Origin of the sequence: Cyanobium sp. ATX 6F1 (assembly GCF_024346315.1) — a bacterium.
In the GTDB taxonomy this organism is placed as follows: Bacteria; Cyanobacteriota; Cyanobacteriia; order PCC-6307; family Cyanobiaceae; genus ATX-6F1.
Window position 1 is genome coordinate 314,354 of record NZ_JAGQCS010000001.1, and the last position, 13,820, is coordinate 328,173.

Genomic DNA, 13,820 nt, shown 5'->3' on the forward strand with positions numbered 1-13,820 from the left:
GGCGGCCCCGCCGCCCAAGCTGAGCCAGGAGGGGTCCCCGTTGGGGGCCCCTTTTTTGCGCCCCATCACGGGGAGTTCACACCGAATGCGAGAATGGCATTTGACAACAAAACGGACATAAGCGCACGTGTCAGGACACATTCAGACGGTCTCCTTCGATGGTCGGGAGATCCGGCTGACCACAGGTTTGTATGCCCCCCAGGCCGGGGGTTCGGTACTGGTTGAATGCGGTGATACCTCCGTGCTGGTGACGGCCACGCGTGCCAAGGGCCGCGAAGGCATTGATTTCCTCCCGCTCACCTGCGACTACGAAGAGCGCTTGTACGCCGCCGGTCGCATCCCCGGCAGCTTCTTCCGCCGTGAGGCCCGCCCCCCCGAGCGCGCCATCCTCACCACCCGCCTGATCGATCGCCCCCTGCGGCCCCTGTTCCCCTCCTGGCTGCGCGACGACATCCAGGTGGTCGCCACCACCCTCTCCCTCGATGAGCGGGTGCCGCCCGATGTGCTCGCCGTCACCGGCGCCTCGATCGCCTGCCTGCTCGCCCGCATGCCCTTCAGCGGCCCGATGGCGGCCGTGCGCGTGGGCCTGCTCGGCGACGACTTCGTGCTCAACCCCAGCTACCGGGAAATCGAGCGCAGCGAGCTCGATCTGGTGGTGGCCGGCACCCCCTCCGGCGTGGTGATGGTGGAGGCGGGCGCCAACCAGCTGCCCGAGCAGGATGTGATCGAAGCGATCGACTTCGGCTATGAGGCCGTGGGCGAGCTGATCAAGGCCCAGCTCAAGCTGCTCAGCGATCTGGGCATCGAGCAGGTGATCCCCGAGACCAAGATCGAAGACCCGGCCCTGCCCAACTTCCTTGAGCAGGAATGTGGCGCCGGCATCGCCGAGGTGCTCAAGCAGTACAGCCTCACCAAGCCTGAGCGCGACGCCAAGCTCGACGTCCTCAAGGGCGAAGTGGCTGCCAAGATCGCCACCCTCGGCGACGACGACCCGATCCGCCTGGCCGCCGCGGGCAAGGCCCTGGGCAACACCTACAAAGGTGTCACCAAGAAGATGATGCGCGCCCAGATCATCAACGAGGGCAAGCGCGTCGATGGCCGCGACCTCGACCAGGTGCGCCCGATCACCGCCGCCGTCAGCGTGCTGCCCAAGCGCGTGCATGGCTCCGGCCTGTTCCAGCGCGGGCTCACCCAGGTGCTCTCCACCGCCACCTTGGGCACCCCCAGCGATGCCCAGGAACTGGACGACCTCAACCCGTCCAGCGAGAAGACCTACCTGCACCACTACAACTTCCCCCCCTACTCCGTCGGTGAAACCCGGCCGATGCGCTCCCCCGGCCGCCGCGAGATCGGCCACGGCGCCCTCGCCGAACGGGCCCTGGTGCCCGTGCTGCCCGCCAAGGAAGACTTCCCCTACGTGCTGCGCGTGGTCTCGGAGTGCCTGAGCTCCAACGGCTCCACCTCCATGGCCTCGGTGTGCGGCAGCACCCTGGCGCTGCTGGATGCGGGCGTGCCCCTCAAGGCCCCCGTCGGCGGCGCCGCCATGGGCCTGATCAAGGAGGGCGAGGAGGTGCGCATCCTCACCGACATCCAGGGCATCGAAGACTTCCTCGGTGACATGGACTTCAAGGTGGCCGGCACCGAAAAGGGCATCACCGCCCTTCAGATGGACATGAAGATGGCCGGTCTGGCGGTCAAGACCATCGCTGAGGCCGTCAACCAGGCCCGCCCGGCCCGGCTGCACATTCTCGGCAAGATGCTCGAGGCGATCGACAAGCCGCGCGACACCCTCTCGCCCCACGCCCCGCGGCTGCTCAGCTTCCGCATCGACCCCGAGTTGATCGGCACCGTGATCGGCCCCGGTGGCCGCACGATCAAGGGCATCACCGAGCGCACCAACACCAAGATCGACATCCAGGACGGCGGCATCGTCACGATCGCCAGCCATGACGGCTCCGCCGCCGAGGAAGCCCAGCGGATCATCGAGGGCCTCACCCGCCGCATCAGCGAAGGGGAGCAGTTCAGCGGTCACGTCACCCGCGTGATCCCGATCGGCGCCTTCGTCGAGATCCTGCCCGGCAAGGAGGGGATGATCCACATCTCCCAGCTCTCCGAAGCCCGGGTGGAGAAGGTCGAAGATGTGATCAAGGTGGGCGATCAGGTGCGCGTGCGCGTGCGCGAAATCGACAACCGCGGCCGCATCAACCTCACCCTGCGCGGCGTCGACCAGGAAGAGCCCGTGGCCGTCACCGCCTGACCCCCTGCGGGGGGCTACACCGCGAAGCCGGGATCGATCTGCGCCAGCGCCGTCACGGCCCGATCGCAGATCCTCCCGTGGCTGAGGCCATGGCTGGCCACCAGGCAACCGGCCTGGCGCACGTCGCCATCGTTGTAGGAGAGGGGGCGGCCGTCGGCATGGCTGAAGGCTCCACCGGCGGCGATCAGCACCGCTTCCGGTGCCGCCATGTCCCAGTCCTTGGGGGCACTGCTGCCAGAGAGCGAGATGTAGAGGTCGGTTTCGCCGCGCAGAATCGTCGCCACCTTGCCGCCGACGCTGCCGATCGCCTTGGTGTCGCCCAGGGCCAGGGCCTCAAGAAGTTGCTCGAGCCGCTGGTCGCGGTGATTGCGGCTGGCCACCAGCACCAGCTCGCTTAGCTCGCGGCGGCCACTCAGGGCGGGCGGGAACTGCCCGCCGGAGCGGTCCTCCCGCCAGGCGCGGCCGCTGCCATCGGCGCCGAGCCAGCCGATCCAGAGCTCGTCGAGCTCGGGCAGCAACACCACCCCCAGCACCGGGCGATGGTCCTTCACCAGGGCCAGATGCACGGCGTACTCACCGCTGCCCTGCAGAAAATCCTTGGTGCCATCGAGGGGATCGAGGATCCACAGCCACTCGGCCGCCAGGGGTTCGCCAGCATAGAGCTGCTCAGCGGCGGTCTCCTCGCTGAGCACGGTCCAGCCGGCCTGCGGGAAGGCGGCGGCCAATCCTTCCAGCAACCAACTGTTCACCGCCAGATCCGCCGCTGACACGGGCCCTTCGCCGCCCTCCTCCACGCTCAGGGCACGGGGGAATCCATGGGGCGGCTGCTCGCCGCGGGCATAGGCCCGCAGGATGTCCGCCGCGCCCCAGCTCAAGCGACGCAGCTCTTGAAACAGCCCCTCGGGGTCAACGCCGGGGGGCATGGCCGCGGCGGCCGGCATCATGGAAGCGCTCATCGGTGCATTGTGCAGGACCTGGAACCCGCCGCCGGCGTCCTCTACCTGGTGGGCACGCCGATCGGCAACCGTGACGACCTCTCCCCCCGGGCCCTCAAGGTGCTCGCCGGTGTGGACCGCATCGCCTGCGAAGACACCCGCCACAGCGGCTTGCTGCTGGCGGGGTTCGGCATCCGCTCGAAGCTGATCAGCTTCCACGCCCACAACCACCTGGCCCGCATCCCCCAGCTGCTGGAGGCCCTGGAGCGGGGTGAGCGGCTGGCGGTGATCAGCGATGCGGGCCTGCCCGGCATCTGCGACCCCGGCGAGGAACTGGTGGCGGCGGCGCGCGCGGCCGGCCGCACGGTGATCTGCATCCCAGGCCCCTGCGCCCTGACCACGGCCCTGGTGAGCAGCGGCCTGCCCAGCGGCCGCTTCTGCTTCGAGGGCTTCCTTCCGCCCAAGCGCAACCCGCGCCGGGCGCGGCTGAAGGAGCTGGCCGATGAGCCACGCACCCTCGTGCTCTATGAGGCCCCCCACCGGCTGCTGGAGCTGCTGGAGGATCTGCTCGAAGCGCTGGGAGACCGCCCCTTGCAGGTGGCCCGGGAACTCACCAAGCGCCACGAGCAGCAGATCGGCCCCACGGTGGGCGCCGCCCTGGTCCATTTCAGGGGCACCCCTGCGCTCGGGGAATGCACCCTGGTGCTCGGCGGAGCGCCGCCGGTGATCGAAGCAGCCCCTGATGAACAGGAGCTGCTGGCGGAACTGCAGCGGCGGGTGGCGGCGGGCGCCAGTCCCCGGGATGCGGCCCGCCAGCTGGCGGAGGCCACGGGCCTCTCACGCCGGACCCTCTACGGTTTGTTGCACCGGAACGGGGAACCCTGATGCTGCTGCGCCTGCGCCTGCTGCTCGCCAGCGCCGGGGGGGGCCTGCTGCTGCTGCTGATTCTCTGCCTCGGGGCCCAGAACCTGAGTGATCGGCCCAGCCTGCAGCTGGGACTGGGCCGCAATGTGGCGCCGCTCCCCAGCGGCTTCCTGGTGGGCCTGGCGCTGGTGGTGGGGGTGATCAGCGGCGGTGTCAGCGCGGCCCTGCTGCTGCCGGGATCGGAATCAGACCGCGATCAGGAGCCGGGCAACGCGTAGAGAGAACCCTCCAGCACCAGGCGGCTGATGCCCTGGGAGAGCAGGTAGGGGGCCGTGCGCTCGAGCACACCGCTGTCGGGCACCTTGATCACGCGCTGGCTGCGGCCGCAGTGGCGCTTGGCCTGGCGCGGGTTGGCGAACACCGCCAGGGCCTGGCGATCGCGTTCATCGGCGCTGAGCGAGCCCAGCTCGGGGAAATCCGTGAGCGGGCGGGCCTGCAGTTCCACGGTCTTGTCCACGAGCAGGTAGACGCTGCTGGGCAGCTCGACGCCGCTGAGGGGCTGGGCCGAGGCGGGGGGCCGTTCCTCGATCGGCTGGCCCACCACCGCCACGGTGACGAACTCGCTGGCCTCGAAGGGCTCAGAGTCGTCCTCGCCATCGAGATCGGGATCGTCCTGGGCATCCTCGCCAAAATCATCGGCGTCATCGATGGCCAGCACCAGGTGTGGATCGCTCTCCAGAGACTCGGTCTCCTCCCCAGGGAGCGGATCCAAGGGCTCCAACGGATCAAGAAGATCGAGGGGATCTTCAAAGGCTTCGGCCCCCAGGGGCAATGAACTGGCCTCGGGCATCAGCGGCAGCTGCCCGGGGGCCGCAGCCCCCCGGGAGCGCTGCAGTTTGATCTCTGCGTAGGTAGCAGGATCCAGGGCCGCCTTGACCACCCGGCTGACGGTGTTGGGGCTGCAGCCGTAGGCCTCCGCCAGCACCAAGGTGGCCTCGCCCGCCCGGAAGCGCGCCACCAGCTCCTGTTTCTGGCTGTCGCTGAGCCGGGTGACCGCCATGAAACACATTCGCTCAGCCAACCACCTTAATTGCAATGGGCGCCTGAGGTTCCTGCCGGTGACCTAACGCAGATCATCCAGCCGGCGCACCTGCATCGCATCCACCCAGGACACCTTGAAGTAGGGCGTGAGAAAGCTCTTCTGCGGCAGCCGACCGCCGATGAACATCAGGCCCATGAAGGTGGCCTGGGGGGCGGGCTCGATCCAGCGCAGCTCCACCACCAATATGAGCTGAGCTGGGCTGTGGGGATCGCACACCAGCAGCTCGCCGCGGCAGCCCACCCCGGTACCCACGCGGCTCGGGACCACCAGGCAGGCCCCCAGGGGGCTGATGTCCCACATCTTGCCCTCAAGAGTCTCCTCCTGTGCTTCCGGAGAGAAATGCCCAACCACCGACGCCAGGGCTGAGGGCAAAATGTACCGCTGATGGCGGCGGGGGATCTCTGGCCCGGAACCGGTCATCGCAGCCCCGAGGGCAATTCAATTACCACCAGCTTCCCGGTAAACCTGCATCCGGTCCACCCAGGAGGCCTTCATGTAGTCATCCAGGAACGTGCCGGGCCCCAGAAGGCCATCGGAAAACACCAGACCCAGGAAGGTGACGTGACGGGCTGGGCACGACCAGCACACCTGGACGGGCAGAGAAAACTGATCGGAACTGAAGGGATGATGCAGCAGCAACAGGCCGAGGGCGTTCTCGGAGATGGGCACATGCTGGCGCAACTGCAGGCACGCACCCGCTGAACTGACGTCCCAGAGTTGGCCGATCTGCCGGTCGCCTTGGGTGTCGTGGAATTCCGCCTCGACCATGGCGAGGGTGGCCGGAAGGGGATGACGCTTGTGACGGCGGGGCGGTAAATCGCCAGAACGTGCCATGGCTCAGATTCCGCCTGGTTCTCATCCTGGCCCAGCCAGGCCAAGGTTCAAGTCAGCGGTGAACAGGATCCGATGGAACTCAATACTTCCAGGGGCCACGGGCGGCCGAAACAACAGGACTGTCACAATGCTGAAGCCCCAAGTGGGGCCCTGCTCCCTTAGCTCAGCTGGATAGAGCAGCTGCCTTCTAAGCAGCCGGTCGTGTGTTCGAATCACACAGGGGGCGTCAGCCACAACGGCCGCGAAACGGCCGCGAAACGCCCGACGATGACAGCCTCGCGATGACCGCCCCCGAGCCGGCCTCTACGCGAGCGCCGCTGCCCTACGCCACGGCCTACCGGCTCCGCCTCAAGGAACGCCCCCTGGGCACCTGGCTGTGGGCCCTCGCCCAGAACGTTCCGGCGGCAGGTCTTGCCGCGCAGCTCTACTACGCCATCAGTCGGCGCACGATCACGCCGATGATCGGGGCCTCCGTGGGCCTGTTGGCGGGCCTGGGACTCGCGGGCATCGGCTACGGGGCCCTGGGCCATCCTTCGGCAAGCCTCGAGTGCCTGGCCTTCCTCGACCCGCTCGCCCCCCCGGACCAGCTGGAGCGCCAGGTCCGTGACTGCCTGCGCCGCTCCCTGCCCGATCACCTGGGCGGATCGCCCCTCCATGGTTCAGGCCTGGAATGGGCGCTCGCAGGGCTGATCACGGCCGGCTCCGTGCTGGGGACCCATGTCGGCCAGACTCTGGCGATCAAGGACGCCCGGCGTCGACTCGAAGCCCATGAACCTTCGCCATCGCACCAGGGCCCAAGCCCAGGCACCTGAAACGCTCGTTGTTCTCGCCCGCCGCCTGGCGGCCCTGCTGCCGCTGGCGGCCATGGTGCCTGTGGCGGGCCTGCTGGCGCTCAGCGCCCCAGGGGCCCTGGCCCAGCCGATCACCGACTGCCGCCGTGAGGCCACCAACCGCGATCCCCTCAGCGGAGCCGAAGCCTGGGCGATCGAAACCTGCACCACCACCGACCGCGTCACCGGCGCGTTCATCAAGGTGCAGACCTGCACCACCAACCGCCGCTACGCCACCACCGAATGCGTGGATCAGGTGCTGCCCAAGCCCGCCCAGAAACCTTGAGGCGCCCGGTGGGGAGCGCAGCAATCAAAGCTCCGCCTGCACGCCCGCGCGGATGGTGCAATCGGCCAGCGGGTAGCTGACGCAGAGCAGGGCATAGCCCTGGGCGATCTGATCGTCGTCGAGAAAGCTCTGATCCGCCTGGTCGACGCTGCCGGCGAGCACCTGGCCGGCGCAGGTGCTGCAGGCGCCGGCACGGCAGGAACAGGGCAGATCGACGCCCTTTTCCTCAGCGGCATCGAGGATGTATTGATCGTCGCCACAGCTGAAGCTGCGACCGTCTTCGAGGCTGATCGTGTACGAAGCCATGGCAGCGCGAACGGGTGGCTGACCACGTTCTAGTCCTGTGAAGCGGCGGCGGACAGCGGCAACAGATCTGCTTATGGTGACGAAAGCGCCGGGTCCAGGCCGTGAGCGATGCCAATACCGAAGCCAGCACCAAAGCCAGCACCGAGACGTTCGCCGAGCTGGAGCCCAGCCTGCGGGAGTGCCACCGCCAGCCCTCCGCCCTGATCGAACTGCTCAACCGCGCCCAGGAGCTCTACGGCCACCTCAGCGGGCCGTTGCTGCGTCACCTGGCGGTGGCGCTGGAGCTGCCCCTCAGCCGCGTCTACGGCACGGCCAGCTTCTATCACCTGTTTCGCTTCCAGCCACCGGCCCCCCATCAGCTGGTGGTCTGCACCGGCACCGCCTGCCACGTGAAGGGCGCCGATGGGCTGCTGGCGGCACTGGCAGGGCGAGGGGCGGAAGGCGACCAGACGGCGGGATTCGAGTTGAGCCGTGTGCGCTGCCTGGGCACCTGCGGCGGCGCGCCCTTGGTGGTGGTGGACGGCACCGTCTGGACCCACCAGAGCGCGACCTCCCTGCTCCAGCGGCTGCGGGCGCTTCCGCGATGAGCGGGTCTGCGGCCCCGGGGGCGCCGGCGAGTCTGCGGCTCTGCGCGGCGGCGGGCTGCCGAGCCTGCGGCAGCGAAGCGATCCGCTCCCATCTGGAGACGTCCCTCGCCGAACGAGGCCTGGCCCAGCGGCTGCGGCTGCGCAGCGTCGGCTGCCTCGGGCCGTGCGGCGCCGGCCCCCTGCTGGCTCTCGATTCCGGCGCTGATCGGGGTGGCGGTGATCAGGGTGGCGGTGTGATCTACGGCGGTGTGACGCTCGCCGATGCCGATGGCCTGATTGACGCCCTCGCTGCTGGTGCACTGGACACTGGTGCCCTCGACACCTGGAGACCAGCCACCGCCCAGCGACTTGATCCGGAGCACCCCTTCTTCAAGCTGCAGAGGCGCATCGTGCTGGAGAACTGCGGCCAGCTCGACCCCGAAAACCTCGACGAGGCGATCGCCGCCGGCGCTTATGTCCAGTTGAAGCGTCTGCGCGCCGGCGTGAGCCCCGAGCAGGTGATCGAGCAGATCCGCCGCAGCGGCCTGCGCGGACGCGGCGGAGCCGGCTACCCCACCGGCCGGAAATGGCAGCTGGTGGCGGCCATGGCCGGCCCCGACAAGGTGGTGGTCTGCAACGCCGATGAGGGTGACCCCGGCGCCTTCATGGACCGCACCGTGCTCGAAGGCGATCCCCACCGGGTGCTGGAGGGAATGGCGATCGCCGCCTACGCCGTCGGCGCCCGTCTGGGCTTCATCTACATCCGCGCCGAGTACGACCTGGCGATCGCCCACCTGCGCCGGGCGATCGAGCAGGCCCGCGGGCGCGATCTGCTCGGCGATGTCTCCCTTGAGCTGCGGGTGGGCGCCGGGGCCTATGTCTGCGGCGAGGAAACGGCGCTGATCCATTCGATCGAGGGCGGCCGGGGCACACCGCGGCCACGCCCCCCCTACCCGGCGGAGCACGGCCTCTGGGGCCGCCCCACCTTGATCAACAACGTCGAAACCTTCGCCAACGTGGTGCCGATCCTGCGCGAAGGCGCCGACTGGTTCGCCGCCATCGGCACCCCCACCAGTACCGGCACGAAGGTGTTCTCGCTCACCGGCCACGTGCGCCTGGCCGGGGTGCTGGAGGTGCCCATGGGCACCCCCCTGGCGACGGTGGTCGAGCAGATGGGCGGCGGCGCGCCGGGCGGGGTCCCCATCAAGGCCGTCCAGACCGGCGGCCCGTCGGGCGGCTGCGTGCCGGCGAAGCATCTGGACACGCCGGTCGACTACGAATCGCTCAAGGAGCTGGGCACGATCATGGGCTCCGGCGGCATGGTGGTGCTCGATCAGACCACCGACATGGTGGACCTGGCGGCCTTCTTCATGGGCTTCTGCCGGGAGGAATCCTGCGGCAAGTGCGTGCCCTGCCGCGCCGGCACGGTGCAGCTGCACGATCTGCTGCGCAAACACCTGGGGCGGCGCGCCACCGCCGCTGATCTCGTGCAACTGGAATCGCTCTGCCACATGGTCGCCGACACCAGCCTCTGCGGCCTGGGCCAGAGCGCCCCGAGGCCGGTGCTCAGCGCCCTGCGCCATTTCCGCGGCGACTTCCTCGCCCTGCTGCAGCCCGGCGCGAGCGCTGCCCCATGACGGTCATCACCCTCACGATCGATGGCCGCAGCGTCGCCACAGCCAGCGGCGCCACCCTGCTGGAGGCGGCCCGCGCCGGGGGCAGCGCCATCCCCACCCTCTGCCACCTGGAGGGGCTGAGTCCGGTGGCCGCCTGCCGCCTCTGCCTGGTGGAGATCGACGGCGATTCGAGGTTGCAGCCCGCCTGCGTCACGGCCGCGGCCGACGGCATGGTGGTGCGCACCAGCAGCCCCCGGCTGGCGGAGCTGCGCCGCACCGTGATCGAACTGCTGTTCACTGAAGGCAATCACGTCTGTGCCATCTGCGTGGCCAACGGCCACTGCGAACTGCAGGACCTGGCTGTGGCCGTGGGCATGGACCACTCCCGCCTGCCCTACCGCTTCCCATCGCGATCGGTGGATCTCTCCCACCCCCTGTTCGGCCTCGATCACAACCGCTGCATCCTCTGCACCCGTTGCGTGCGCGTCTGCGCTGAGGTGGAGGGGGCCCACGTCTGGGATGTGGGCTGGCGGGGCGAACACTGCCGGATCATCTCCGGCCTCGATCAGCCCTGGGGGGCGGTGGACGCCTGCACCGACTGCGGCAAGTGCGTGCAGGTCTGCCCCACCGGTGCCCTGTTCCACAAGGGCGAAGGAACAGAGGAAAAGGAGGGGCACCCCGAACAGCTCCAGAACCTGGTGCGGGTCCGCCGGCAGGGGGGGTCGCCATGAGCCGCCTCAACGTCGCCACCGTCTGGCTGGCCGGCTGCTCCGGCTGCCACATGTCGTTCCTCGATCTCGACGAATGGCTGCTGGAATTCGCCGAGCTGGCGAACGTCGTCTACAGCCCCGTGGCCTCCGACACCAAGATCTACCCCGAGGGCGTCGACATCGCCTTGGTGGAGGGCGGTGTGGCCAACCGCGACAACCTCGAGCTGATCCTGAAGGTGCGCGCGCGCACCCGCATCCTGGTGTCGTTCGGCGACTGCGCCATCACCGCCAACATCCCCGGCATGCGCAACATGCTCGGGGGGAGCGAACCGGTGCTGCGCCGGTCCTACCTGGAGCTGGCCGATGGCAGCGGCGCCCTGCCCCAGGCCCCGGGCCTGGTGCCGGAGCTGCTGGAGCAGGTGCTGCCCGTGCATCAAGTGGTGACGGTGGATGTCTACCTGCCCGGCTGCCCCCCCTCGGCCGATCGCATCCGCGCCTGCCTCGAGCCGCTGCTCCACGGCGAATGGCCCGTGATGGAAGGCGCCGAAATGATCCGCTTCGGCTGATGGACAGCCCCACCCCCGAAACCAGCCAGCCACGCACGGTCCTGATCGATCCGGTCACGCGCATCGAAGGCCACGCCAAGATCTCGATCCACCTGGACGCCAATGGCCAGGTGGAGACGGCCCGGTTTCACGTGGTGGAGTACCGCGGCTTCGAGAAGTTCTGCGAGGGCCGGCCGTTCACCGAGATGGCGGCGATCACCGCGCGCATCTGCGGCATCTGCCCGGTGAGCCATCTGCTGGCGGCCGCCAAAACCGGCGACAAGCTCCTGGCGGTGACGATCCCTCCGGCGGCCGAGAAGCTGCGGCGGCTGATGAACCTGGCCCAGATCTGCCAGTCCCATGCCCTCTCGTTTTTTCACCTCAGCAGCCCCGATTTCCTGCTCGGCTGGGACAGCGATCCCGCCAAGCGCAATGTCTTCGGGCTGATCGCCGCCGACCCCGAACTGGCCCGCTCCGGCATCCGCCTGCGCCAGTTCGGCCAGGCCCTGATCGAAGCCCTCGGGGGCCGCAAAATCCATGCCGCCTGGGCGGTGCCCGGGGGGGTGCGTGCGCCCCTGGCCGAGGGGCTCAAGGAGCGCGTCCTGGGCCAGTTGCCGGAGATGTTCGCCATCGCCGAATTGGCCCTGGGCCTGTTCAAGCAACTGCTGGACACCCAGCTCGGCGAAGAGCTGGAGGTGTTCGGCTCCTTCCCGTCGCTGTTCATGGGCCTGGTGGGCAGCGATGGCCGCTGGGAGCACTACGGCGGCGGCCTGCGGATCATCAACGCCGAGGGCAGCGTGCTCGTCGATGGCCTGAGTGAAGACGCCTACGCCAGCGTGATCGCCGAGGCGGTGGAGCCCTGGAGCTACCTGAAGTTCCCCTACTACAAGCCCCTGGGCCCTGAAGCGGGCAGTTACCGGGTGGGCCCCCTGGCCCGCCTCAACCTCTGCGAGCGCATCGGCACCCCCCGGGCCGACCGGGAGCTGGCCGAGCTGCGCCAGCGGGGGGGGCGGGTGGTGAACGGCTCGCTGTACTACCACCTGGCCCGCCTGATCGAAATCGTCGCCTGCCTGGAGGGGATCGAAGCCCTGCTGAACGATCCCGGCATCGGGGGGCGCCACGTGCGCGCCCGGGCCAGTGTGAACTGCCTTGAGGCCGTGGGGGTGAGCGAAGCGCCCCGGGGCACCTTGTTCCACCACTACCGGGTGGACGCCAACGGCCTGATCGAGAAGGTGAACCTGATCATCGCCACGGGCCAGAACAACCGCGCCATGAACCGCACGGTCACCCAGATCGCCCGCCATTACCTCGATGGCGCCCATCTCAGTGAGGCCCTGCTCAACCGCGTGGAGGCGGGGATTCGCTGCTACGACCCCTGCCTGTCGTGCTCCACCCACGCCGCCGGCTCCATGCCCCTGCAGGTGCGACTCTTTGGCGCCGATGGAGCGCTCATGGAGGAGCGGATCCGTGGTTGAGCTGGTGATCGGCCTCGGCAACGACCTGCGCCGCGACGACGGTGTGGGCCCGCTCCTGGCCGAGGAGGTGCGGGCCTGGGGGCTCTCAGGCGTGGAGTCGATGGCCGTGCCACAGCTCACCCCTGAACTCGCCCCGCGCCTGGCCGGCTGCGTGCGGGTGCTGTTCATCGACGCCTGGTTGGGTGATGGTGGGGCCACCACCCCGCGCCTGGAGGCCATCGCCGCAGGTTCACCAGCGACAACCGCGCCTGCCACCCGCTTCAGCCACCACCACACCCCCGAGGCCCTGCTGCAGCTGGCCGAAGTGCTCTACGGCCAGCGGCCGCCAGCCTGGTGGCTGCGGGTCCCCGCCCACGACCTCGAACTTGGAGAAGGACTGTCGCCTGCCACCGCCGCCCAGCTGGCGCCGGCGCGGCGGGCCCTGTGCCGCTGGCTCGATCGCGATGCATGAACTGGCGCTGATGGAGGAGGTGCGCCGTTTGGCCGAAGAGCAGGCGGCGGCCCAGGGGGCGCTGCGCATCCACGCGCTGCACCTGCGCATCGGCAGCCTCTCGGGGGTGGACCCCGACGCCCTCGCCTTCGCCTTCGAGGTGGTGATGCAGGGGGGGGCGGCCCAGGGCGCAACGTTGCGTCTCGAAGTGATCCCCACGGTCTGCTTCTGCGGCCAGTGTGACCTGGAGTTCGCGCCGGTGGATGTGATCTACGCCTGCCCCAGCTGCGGCGCCTTGAGCCAGCGGATCCTCAGCGGCCGGGAGCTGGAGCTCACCTCCCTGGAGGTGTCCTGAGATGTGCCGCGACTGTTCCTGCGGGCAACCTCCAGCCCCAGTCGAAGCCCTGACCCCGCCCCGGCGCACCGTCGTGCTGGAGGCGGGCCTGCTGGCCAAGAACGACCACCAGGCAGCCCACAACCGAGCGCGCTTCGCGGATCTGGGGCTCACGGTGGTGAACGTGCTCTCGGCGCCGGGCTCCGGCAAGACCGCCCTGCTGGAGCAGGTGAGCCAGCACTGGAAAGGCGGGCCCGTGGGCGTGATCGTGGGCGATCTCGCCACCGACAACGACGCCCGGCGCCTGCGCCGGGCCGGCGCCAAGGCCGTGCAGATCACCACCGGCCAGGGCTGCCACCTGGAGGCTTCGATGGTGGCGCGGGCCCTGGAGCAGCTGGATCCGGCGGCCCTGGATCTGCTGCTGATCGAGAACGTGGGCAATCTGGTCTGCCCCACCGCCTTTGATCTGGGCGAGGGCCTGCGGCTGGCGCTCACGGCCGTGGGCGAGGGCGAGGACAAGCCGCTGAAGTACCCGGGCCTGTTCAAGTCAGCCGATGCCATCGTGATCAACAAGATCGACCTGGCGGAGGCCGTGGGCTTCCGGCGCGAGGAGTCCCTCGCCAACCTCGCCCAGGTGGCGCCCCAGGCGCGGATCTTCGAGGTGTCCGCCCGCACCGGCGCAGGGCTGGAGCCCCTGCTGGCCTGGCTGGCGGCGAAGGGCGTGTGACGG

General features: G+C 69.2%; 18 protein-coding genes and 1 tRNA gene. 14 read left to right on the forward strand and 5 right to left on the reverse strand.

Annotated features, from left to right (window positions below; genetic code table 11):
- Positions 1-127: 127 nt before the first annotated feature.
- Complete coding sequence (locus KBZ13_RS01740; RefSeq protein ID WP_255005320.1) at positions 128-2,257, forward strand: polyribonucleotide nucleotidyltransferase; 2,130 nt, start codon at positions 128-130, stop codon at positions 2,255-2,257.
- 14 nt (positions 2,258-2,271) lie between these two features.
- Here KBZ13_RS01740 and KBZ13_RS01745 read toward each other — a convergent pair whose 3' ends face one another.
- Positions 2,272-3,201, reverse strand: coding sequence for a 3'(2'),5'-bisphosphate nucleotidase CysQ (locus tag KBZ13_RS01745; RefSeq protein WP_255005885.1), 930 nt, complete (start codon positions 3,199-3,201; stop codon positions 2,272-2,274).
- 21 nt (positions 3,202-3,222) lie between these two features.
- On the opposite strand from KBZ13_RS01745, the gene rsmI reads away from it, so the two are divergent.
- Complete coding sequence (gene rsmI, locus KBZ13_RS01750; protein ID WP_255005321.1) at positions 3,223-4,077, forward strand: 16S rRNA (cytidine(1402)-2'-O)-methyltransferase; 855 nt, start codon at positions 3,223-3,225, stop codon at positions 4,075-4,077.
- Positions 4,077-4,334: a hypothetical protein gene (locus KBZ13_RS01755; protein WP_255005322.1), complete on the forward strand. Its 258-nt coding sequence runs from the start codon at positions 4,077-4,079 to the stop codon at positions 4,332-4,334. The genes rsmI and KBZ13_RS01755 overlap by 1 nt, the downstream gene beginning before the upstream one ends.
- Here the strand turns inward: KBZ13_RS01755 and KBZ13_RS01760 are convergent.
- The 3 genes from KBZ13_RS01760 to KBZ13_RS01770 all read right to left on the reverse strand — a co-directional run bounded on the left by KBZ13_RS01760 (position 4,313) and on the right by KBZ13_RS01770 (position 5,992).
- Positions 4,313-5,116 (reverse strand): hypothetical protein, encoded by an 804-nt coding sequence (locus KBZ13_RS01760; protein WP_255005323.1) that lies wholly within the window; start codon positions 5,114-5,116, stop codon positions 4,313-4,315. The genes KBZ13_RS01755 and KBZ13_RS01760 overlap by 22 nt on opposite strands.
- Before the next feature lie 63 nt (positions 5,117-5,179).
- Positions 5,180-5,458, reverse strand: coding sequence for a hypothetical protein (locus KBZ13_RS01765; RefSeq protein WP_255005325.1), 279 nt, complete (start codon positions 5,456-5,458; stop codon positions 5,180-5,182).
- Between the two features lie 138 nt (positions 5,459-5,596).
- Entirely contained in the window at positions 5,597-5,992 is a 396-nt protein-coding gene (locus KBZ13_RS01770; RefSeq protein ID WP_255005326.1) for a PilZ domain-containing protein, read from the reverse strand.
- A 152-nt stretch (positions 5,993-6,144) separates the two neighbouring features.
- Between KBZ13_RS01770 and KBZ13_RS01775 the strand changes: the two genes are divergently transcribed.
- From KBZ13_RS01775 to KBZ13_RS01785, 3 genes are all read left to right on the forward strand, one after another.
- A tRNA-Arg gene (locus tag KBZ13_RS01775) sits at positions 6,145-6,218 on the forward strand.
- A gap of 55 nt (positions 6,219-6,273) precedes the next feature.
- On the forward strand, positions 6,274-6,804 hold the full coding sequence (locus KBZ13_RS01780) for a hypothetical protein (RefSeq protein ID WP_255005328.1): 531 nt from the start codon (positions 6,274-6,276) through the stop codon (positions 6,802-6,804).
- On the forward strand, positions 6,761-7,108 hold the full coding sequence (locus KBZ13_RS01785) for a hypothetical protein (protein ID WP_255005330.1): 348 nt from the start codon (positions 6,761-6,763) through the stop codon (positions 7,106-7,108). The genes KBZ13_RS01780 and KBZ13_RS01785 overlap by 44 nt, the downstream gene beginning before the upstream one ends.
- Before the next feature lie 24 nt (positions 7,109-7,132).
- On the opposite strand, the gene KBZ13_RS01790 is transcribed toward KBZ13_RS01785, so the two are convergent.
- On the reverse strand, positions 7,133-7,414 hold the full coding sequence (locus KBZ13_RS01790) for a 2Fe-2S iron-sulfur cluster-binding protein (protein WP_255005331.1): 282 nt from the start codon (positions 7,412-7,414) through the stop codon (positions 7,133-7,135).
- A gap of 101 nt (positions 7,415-7,515) precedes the next feature.
- Here KBZ13_RS01790 and KBZ13_RS01795 point away from each other — a divergent pair, with 101 nt between their 5' ends.
- From KBZ13_RS01795 to hypB, 8 genes are read left to right on the forward strand one after another with little or no spacing between them, the layout of a single operon-like run.
- Entirely contained in the window at positions 7,516-8,001 is a 486-nt protein-coding gene (locus KBZ13_RS01795) for an NAD(P)H-dependent oxidoreductase subunit E (RefSeq protein ID WP_255005335.1), read from the forward strand.
- The gene (locus KBZ13_RS01800; RefSeq protein WP_255005338.1) at positions 7,998-9,617 is read left to right on the forward strand and encodes a NuoF family protein; all 1,620 of its coding nucleotides are present in this window, start codon (positions 7,998-8,000) and stop codon (positions 9,615-9,617) included. Before KBZ13_RS01795 ends, KBZ13_RS01800 begins: the two co-directional genes overlap by 4 nt.
- Positions 9,614-10,327 carry a bidirectional hydrogenase complex protein HoxU gene (gene hoxU, locus KBZ13_RS01805; RefSeq protein WP_255005341.1) on the forward strand — a complete coding sequence of 238 codons (714 nt, stop codon included), beginning with the start codon at positions 9,614-9,616 and terminating at the stop codon, positions 10,325-10,327. Before KBZ13_RS01800 ends, hoxU begins: the two co-directional genes overlap by 4 nt.
- Complete coding sequence (locus KBZ13_RS01810) at positions 10,324-10,872, forward strand: oxidoreductase (RefSeq protein WP_255005342.1); 549 nt, start codon at positions 10,324-10,326, stop codon at positions 10,870-10,872. The genes hoxU and KBZ13_RS01810 overlap by 4 nt, the downstream gene beginning before the upstream one ends.
- A complete protein-coding gene (locus tag KBZ13_RS01815; RefSeq protein ID WP_255005345.1) occupies positions 10,872-12,326 on the forward strand; it encodes a Ni/Fe hydrogenase subunit alpha in 1,455 nt (484 codons plus the stop codon). The genes KBZ13_RS01810 and KBZ13_RS01815 overlap by 1 nt, the downstream gene beginning before the upstream one ends.
- The gene (locus KBZ13_RS01820) at positions 12,319-12,777 is read left to right on the forward strand and encodes a hydrogenase maturation protease (protein ID WP_255005348.1); all 459 of its coding nucleotides are present in this window, start codon (positions 12,319-12,321) and stop codon (positions 12,775-12,777) included. The genes KBZ13_RS01815 and KBZ13_RS01820 overlap by 8 nt, the downstream gene beginning before the upstream one ends.
- Positions 12,770-13,111, forward strand: a complete 342-nt coding sequence (hypA, locus tag KBZ13_RS01825; protein WP_255005349.1) for a hydrogenase maturation nickel metallochaperone HypA — start codon at positions 12,770-12,772, stop codon at positions 13,109-13,111. The genes KBZ13_RS01820 and hypA overlap by 8 nt, the downstream gene beginning before the upstream one ends.
- Before the next feature lies 1 nt (position 13,112).
- Positions 13,113-13,817 carry a hydrogenase nickel incorporation protein HypB gene (gene hypB / locus KBZ13_RS01830; protein WP_255005357.1) on the forward strand — a complete coding sequence of 235 codons (705 nt, stop codon included), beginning with the start codon at positions 13,113-13,115 and terminating at the stop codon, positions 13,815-13,817.
- Positions 13,818-13,820: the final 3 nt, after the last annotated feature.

Coding starts and splice junctions, on each gene's coding strand:
- KBZ13_RS01755 (WP_255005322.1), top strand. CDS start 4,077: ATGCTGCTGCGCCTGCGCCTGCTGCTCGCCAGCGCCGGGGGGGGCCTG.
- KBZ13_RS01770 (WP_255005326.1), bottom strand. CDS start 5,992: ATGGCACGTTCTGGCGATTTACCGCCCCGCCGTCACAAGCGTCATCCC.
- KBZ13_RS01765 (WP_255005325.1), bottom strand. CDS start 5,458: ATGTGGGACATCAGCCCCCTGGGGGCCTGCCTGGTGGTCCCGAGCCGC.
- KBZ13_RS01810 (WP_255005342.1), top strand. CDS start 10,324: ATGAGCCGCCTCAACGTCGCCACCGTCTGGCTGGCCGGCTGCTCCGGC.
- KBZ13_RS01785 (WP_255005330.1), top strand. CDS start 6,761: ATGAACCTTCGCCATCGCACCAGGGCCCAAGCCCAGGCACCTGAAACG.
- KBZ13_RS01800 (WP_255005338.1), top strand. CDS start 7,998: ATGAGCGGGTCTGCGGCCCCGGGGGCGCCGGCGAGTCTGCGGCTCTGC.
- hypA (WP_255005349.1), top strand. CDS start 12,770: ATGCATGAACTGGCGCTGATGGAGGAGGTGCGCCGTTTGGCCGAAGAG.
- KBZ13_RS01745 (WP_255005885.1), bottom strand. CDS start 3,201: ATGATGCCGGCCGCCGCGGCCATGCCCCCCGGCGTTGACCCCGAGGGG.
- KBZ13_RS01760 (WP_255005323.1), bottom strand. CDS start 5,116: ATGGCGGTCACCCGGCTCAGCGACAGCCAGAAACAGGAGCTGGTGGCG.
- KBZ13_RS01815 (WP_255005345.1), top strand. CDS start 10,872: ATGGACAGCCCCACCCCCGAAACCAGCCAGCCACGCACGGTCCTGATC.
- hypB (WP_255005357.1), top strand. CDS start 13,113: ATGTGCCGCGACTGTTCCTGCGGGCAACCTCCAGCCCCAGTCGAAGCC.
- hoxU (WP_255005341.1), top strand. CDS start 9,614: ATGACGGTCATCACCCTCACGATCGATGGCCGCAGCGTCGCCACAGCC.
- KBZ13_RS01790 (WP_255005331.1), bottom strand. CDS start 7,414: ATGGCTTCGTACACGATCAGCCTCGAAGACGGTCGCAGCTTCAGCTGT.
- KBZ13_RS01780 (WP_255005328.1), top strand. CDS start 6,274: ATGACCGCCCCCGAGCCGGCCTCTACGCGAGCGCCGCTGCCCTACGCC.